Genomic DNA, 5,723 nt, shown 5'->3' with positions numbered 1-5,723 from the left:
ATCTCGCGGTGTTGGGTGCGCGGGGCGTGCTGACGCTGCGCCGCCGCGCCTCGTCCGCAGCTTCGGTCCCGGGGGCTGGACGGGCAGGGCGCTCGTGGAGCGGGGCCCTGATCGCCGCGGGGATGCTGGTGGTGGCCCTGAGCGTGGGGGCGTGGCTGCGTGCTCCGGCGCCCTCGGGGAAGCAGCCGCTGGTGGTGGTCATCGGCATCGATGCGTTCCGGCCGGACCGGCTGGGCGCCACGGGACGCGGGGTGGCGCCCCACGTCGAGCGCTTCCTCCAGGACGCGACGCTCTTCACGCGGGCCTACACGCCGGTGGCGCAGACGGAGCCCGCGTGGCGCTCGCTGCTCACCGCGCGCTGGCCGTACCGCACCGGCGTGCGCTACCCGCTGACGTCCGACGCGCGGCTGGTGCTGGCGCCCACCTTCGCGGATCGGTTCTCGCAGGCCGGATGGCGCACGGTGTTCGCCACCGACTGCTCGCGCTTCCACTTCGAGGGCCCGGCCTCCGGCTTCACGCAGCGCTGGCAGCCGCCGCGCGGCGCGCTCAACTTCGCGCTGGAGAAGCTGCGCTACCGGGCCCTGGGCCTCTTCGCGGACAACGCGCCGGGCGCCGCGTGGGTGCCGGAGTTCATCGACAACCGCGCGCTCGCGGGCATCCATGATCCGATGGGGTACGCCGAGCGGCTGTCGCAGGGGCTCGTGAGCGAAGCCCAGGCGGGCCCGCTGCTCTTCGCCTTCCACGCCACGGCGGCGCACTTCCCGGGCGACCCGGTGTACCCGTTCTACCGCCGCTTCGTTCCCCCCACCGAACCGCTGGAGCGCCGGCTGCGGATGCACTTCGCCCCCGTGACGCCGGGCGCGAAGGGGGCCTGGACGCGCGAGGGCTCCGAGGGGCTCTACGACGAATTGCTGTCGCAGGCGGATGCGCAGGTGGGGACGCTGCTGGACGCGCTCCGCCGCTCCGGCCGCTACGACGACGCGCTCATCGTCCTGCTGTCGGACCACGGCGAGAGCTTCCACGCGGACCGGCCGGACCTGGCGGGCGCGACGGCCGTGCACGGTGCGCGCCTGGGGGATGAGGAGAACCGCATCCTGCTCGCGGTGAAGCCGCCCGGCGGTCGGGGCCTGGGGCCCGCGGAGGTCAGCGCGCTGGCGCGACTGGTGGACGTGGGGCCCACGCTGCTGGAGCTGTCCGGCCTGCCCGCGCTTCCGGAGGCCGACGGGGCGTCGCTCACGCCGCTCCTTCGAGGCGAGGAGCGGCCGCTTGCGCCCCTGTACGCGGAGACGGGCTACACGCACGTGAGCCCGGAGGTCTTCGACCCCGGCCACTGGCCCGGCGCGCCGCGCACCTTCGACGCGTACCGGCTGCGACCGGATGGCGTCGTGGAGATGGGCGACGTGGCGGACGCGGCGGTGCTGCGGGAGAAGGACGCGGGCGCCTTCGACGGCCGGCGCTGGTGGGTGGACCGGCCGCAGGCGGATGGCAGCGTGCGGAGGACCTGCTCCGGCGAGTGTGAAGGGCCGGACGCGGAGGCGCTGGCGGCGTGGTTGGATGACGTGCGGGAGCGCGCCCCGGAGTCCGCTTCACGTAGAGTCGCGGGCCATGTCGACGACCGAAACCCCCGGCCTCCAGGAAACGTACGCCCCCCACAACGCCTGCTTCGGGTGTGGCCCGGCCAACCCGAAGGGGCTGCGCATCCGCAGCCGCGTGGAGGGTGAACTCGTCGTCGCGGACTGGACGCCGGAGGAGCACCACCAGGCGTTCCCGGGCGTGCTCAACGGCGGCATCATCGGCGCGCTGCTGGACTGTCACTGCAACTGGACGGCGGCGTACCACCTGATGAAGGCGCAGGGCGCGGAGTCCCCGCCGTGCACCGTCACCGCGGACTACGCCATCGTGCTCAAGCGCCCCACGCCCATGGCCGGGCCGGTGCACCTGTCCGCGAAGCCCGTGGACATCCAGGGCGACCGCGTCGTCGTGGAGGGCACCCTCACCGCGGGCGGCAAGGTGACGGCCACCTGCCGGGGCACCTTCGTCGCGGTGAAGGAAGGCCACCCCGCGTACCACCGCTGGTAGCCCCTGGAACGCCGAGGGCCCCGACACCCGCCTCCTGTGATGGAGGCGGCGCGGGGCCCGTTCGGACGCAGCGGTGAGAGGCGGCTACTTGCCCGCGGACAGCAGGCGGGCGTGGTCGGACGCCGTCTGGTTGGGCTGGCCGGTGTCGCGCAGCCGGTGCACCTGGTTGCCGATCTTGTCCTGGAGCAGCATCAGGCCGTCCAGCACCTGCTCCGGACGCGGCGGGCAGCCGGGGATGTAGACGTCCACCGGGATGATGCGGTCGATGCCCTGGAGCACCGCGTAGTTGTCGTAGAAGCCGCCCGAGGACGCGCACACGCCGAACGCGACGACCCACTTGGGCTCGGTCATCTGCTCGTAGACGCGCTTCAGGATGGGGGCCTGCTTCAGGTTGATGGTGCCCACCACCATCAGCAGGTCCGCCTGGCGCGGCGAGAAGCGCGGGAACTCCGCGCCGAAGCGCGAGATGTCGTGCCGGCTCGCGGCCACGGACATGTACTCCATGCCGCAGCAGGCGGTGGCGTACGGGTACGTGAAGAGGGAGTACTTGCGGGCCCAACCCAGGCCCTTGGACACCAGCTTCTGGAAGAAGCCCGTGGCCTCCTCCCGGCGGGTGACCATGATTGGAGCAATGTCGGTGTCAGCCATGATTCCTCAGCTCTCCCAGTCCAGGGCGCCCTTCTTCCAGACGTAGATAAGGCCCACGACCAGGGTCGACGCGAAAACCAGCATCTCCATGTAGCCGAACCAGCCGAGCGCCTGGAAGTTCACCGCCCAGGGGTACAGGAACACCGCTTCCACGTCGAACACGATGAACAGCAGCGCGATCACGTAGAACTTCACGGCGAAGCGCTGGCGGGCCGGACCGCTCGACTCCGAGCCTGCTTCGAAGGGGGACGACTTGGTGCTGCTCGGGCGCTTGGGGCCCAGGCGGCTGGTGACCTGCGGGATGATCATCGCGAGGACGCCGGCCAGCAGGAGCACCACCGCCAGCGGCAGGTACGGTGCGAGGGGTGTAGTCATCGGGCGCGGAACCTAATGACTCCCCGGGCGCCATGTCAAAGAGAAACGCCCCCGCCCCCGGAGCGCCAACCCCTTGAGAAGACGGCCAAATTGCCGCCTCCCGCCGGCCCGCGTTTGACGCTCGGTGGGGCGACGCCTAGCGTCACCCCTTTCGGATCATCGCCTGGGGAGCAGCCGACATGTGGGGCCGTCTGAGCTTGCGGATGCAGGTGGCGATCGCGGTGCTGCTCCCGTGCCTCGCGGTGGTGTTCTTCAGCGGGGTCTACTTCCCGGCCCGGCAGCGCACCGCCGCGCTGGAGGTCCTGGCGCAGCGGGCCGTGACGGTGGCGACGCTGGTGTCCCGCCACCCGGCGTTGCTCCTCCCGGACTCCGCCCCGGACGCCCGCGCGAGGCGCGCCGACGTGTTCTCCCAGGTGGAGTCCGGCGGCTTCACCCTCCTGTTCCAGGAGCTGGCCCGCGCGGACGGCACGGTGGTGGACGCCCGGGGCAAGGTGACGTCCGTCCTGTCGCAGCCCCAGGCGCCCTCGTCCGACAGGTGCGCGGTGGCGAGGCTTCCGGAGGCGGTGGTGGTGCGGTGCGAGCACGGCGGGCTCGTGTACCGCGCGGGCTTCGGCACCGACGAGGTGCGGGCCGCGGTGTCGGCGACGGAGGGGTACTCGCTGTTGGGCTACCTGGGCGCCGCGGTGCTGGGCCTGGGCCTGGCGGTCATCATCAGCCGTGCCATCGCGGACCCCGTGGCGCGCGTGACGCAGGTGGCGCGTGACGTGGCCCGAGGAGACATGTCGCGGGGGGAGCTGGACGTGTCCGCCGCGGGCGAGGTGCGCCAGATGGCGACCTCCTTCAACGAGATGCTGGGCACGCTGCGCTCCACGGTGATGGAGCTGGTGGCGCGCACGGAGCAGCTGTCCAGCGCGTCGCGTGGCCTCATGGGCGCCTCCGCGGATCAGGAGCACGTCATCAGCCAGCAGGCCGCGTACGCGCAGCAGATCGCCGCGACGTTCGAGGAGCTGAGCCGCACCGCCGAGCAGATCTCCTCCTCCACGGAGGTGGTGGAGACGAGCGCGCGGCGCACCCATGACGCGGTGGCCGAGGCGATGGCGGTGGTGGCCCAGGTGGTGGGCGGCATCAGCGACATCCGCATCGAATCCAAGGGCGTGGCGGACGCCATCGTCGGGTTGAACAAGGACCTGCAGCAGGTCTCGAAGATCGCCCAGGTCATCAACCAGGTGGCGGAGCGAAGCGACCTGCTGGCGCTCAACGCGGCGCTGGAGGGCACCAAGGCGGGCGACGTGGGGCGGGGCTTCTCACTGGTGGCCGCGGAGATGCGGAAGCTGGCGGAGAACGTGTCCGCGTCCGCGCGCGACATCGCCCGCATCGTGGAGAAGGTGCAGGACTCCGGCGAGGAGGCCGCGTCCAAGGCGCGCGTGGGCATGGCGACGAGCGACCGGGGCGTGGAGGTGGCCGAGCAGGCGTCCGCCGTCTTCCTGCGCATCGTGGACCTGGCGCGAGGCACCAGTGAGGCGGCGCGGCAGATCACCATCGCCACGCGGCAGCAGCGTCAGTCGAGCGAGCAGGCGGTGCAGGGCGCGCGCAACGTGGCGGAGCTGGTGAAGCAGGGCGTGGACGCCACCGGCCGCACCACCCGCATTGCCCAGGACCTCCAGTCCGTGGCTGAAGGGCTGACCGCGGTGACGAGCCGCTTCAAGACCCAGCAGCCGCGCTCCTGACGGGGGGGCTCCGAGCCGGGCCGAGTGGCACCGAGCGGCACCGAACCTCAGGCCCGGAAGCCCGGCGCGCGGGCGCGCAGCTTCTGGAACAGCTCCGGGGGCATGGCCGCGACGCCCAGGCGGTGGTCCGGCGACACCTCCTCGCCGTGGAAGTCGCTGCCGAAGGTGGGCACCAGGTCGAACTCCGCCGCGAGCGCCAGGTACTTCTGCCGCAGGCCCGCGTTGTGGTCCGCGCTCAGGACCTCCAGGCCGGACAGGCCCGCCTGGGCCAGCGCCTTGATCTCCACGCGCTCCATCTTGGAGGAGCCCGGGTGCGCGAGCGTCGCGGTGCCGCCCGCGTCGCGGATGAGGCGGATGGCCTCCGCGCCCTCCAGCTTGAAGCGCTCCACCCATGCGGCACGGCCGGTGCCCAGGAAGCGATCAAACGCGGCCTTCATGTCGATGCACCAGCCCTGGTTCACCAGCACCCGCGCCAGGTGCGGACGCCCGAGCTGCGCGTCCCCGGCCACCTTGAGCACGTGCTCCATGCGCACCGGGAAGCCCAGCTCGCGCATGCGGGCGACCATCGCCTCCATGCGGTGCGTGCGCTCGTCGCGCAGCCGGTCCGCGAAGCGCGCCAGGGCCGGGTCCTCCGGGCAGAGGAAGTGGCCCAGGATGTGGGCCTCCTTGCCGTGGATGAAGGCCGACAGCTCGATGCCCGGCACCAGCTCCACCCCGTGGGCGCGGGCGGCCTCGCGGGCCTCGGCGAGCCCGGCCACCGTGTCGTGGTCCGTCACCGCCAGCACGGTCACCCCGGCGGCGGCGGCGCGCGCCACCAGCGTCGCGGGCGGGTACTGGCCGTCACTGGCGGTGGTGTGTGAGTGCAGGTCGATCATGGCGGGCCCTCCTGGGGGG

6 protein-coding genes are annotated in these 5,723 nt (G+C 72.4%); 3 read left to right on the top strand and 3 right to left on the bottom strand.

Going from position 1 to position 5,723, the window contains the following annotated elements; all coding sequences use genetic code 11:
* The coding region (locus tag D7X12_RS38600; protein ID WP_120630161.1) for a sulfatase-like hydrolase/transferase at positions 1 to 1,721 on the top strand (1,721 nt) is incomplete at its 5' end.
* Positions 1,711 to 2,079 (top strand): PaaI family thioesterase, encoded by a 369-nt coding sequence (locus D7X12_RS38595; RefSeq protein WP_244225037.1) that lies wholly within the window; start codon positions 1,711 to 1,713, stop codon positions 2,077 to 2,079. The genes D7X12_RS38600 and D7X12_RS38595, both read left to right, overlap by 11 nt.
* 84 nt (positions 2,080 to 2,163) lie before the next feature.
* On the opposite strand, the gene D7X12_RS38590 is transcribed toward D7X12_RS38595, so the two are convergent.
* Together D7X12_RS38590 and D7X12_RS38585 are read right to left on the bottom strand one after the other, a co-directional pair.
* On the bottom strand, positions 2,164 to 2,727 hold the full coding sequence (locus D7X12_RS38590; RefSeq protein WP_120630159.1) for an NADH-quinone oxidoreductase subunit B: 564 nt from the start codon (positions 2,725 to 2,727) through the stop codon (positions 2,164 to 2,166).
* 6 nt (positions 2,728 to 2,733) lie between these two features.
* A complete protein-coding gene (locus D7X12_RS38585; RefSeq protein WP_120630158.1) occupies positions 2,734 to 3,102 on the bottom strand; it encodes an NADH-quinone oxidoreductase subunit A in 369 nt (122 codons plus the stop codon).
* 179 nt (positions 3,103 to 3,281) lie between these two features.
* Here D7X12_RS38585 and D7X12_RS38580 point away from each other — a divergent pair, with 179 nt between their 5' ends.
* Positions 3,282 to 4,829, top strand: a complete 1,548-nt coding sequence (locus D7X12_RS38580) for a methyl-accepting chemotaxis protein (RefSeq protein ID WP_120630157.1) — start codon at positions 3,282 to 3,284, stop codon at positions 4,827 to 4,829.
* A gap of 47 nt (positions 4,830 to 4,876) precedes the next feature.
* Here the strand turns inward: D7X12_RS38580 and D7X12_RS38575 are convergent, their stop codons facing one another.
* On the bottom strand, positions 4,877 to 5,704 hold the full coding sequence (locus tag D7X12_RS38575) for a PHP domain-containing protein (protein ID WP_120630156.1): 828 nt from the start codon (positions 5,702 to 5,704) through the stop codon (positions 4,877 to 4,879).
* Positions 5,705 to 5,723 lie beyond the last annotated feature (19 nt).

This window comes from Corallococcus sicarius (assembly GCF_003611735.1).
In the GTDB taxonomy this organism is placed as follows: Bacteria; Myxococcota; Myxococcia; order Myxococcales; family Myxococcaceae; genus Corallococcus; species Corallococcus sicarius.
Note: the sequence above shows the minus strand (reverse complement) of the source record. Positions and strands in the feature narration are given on the sequence as shown.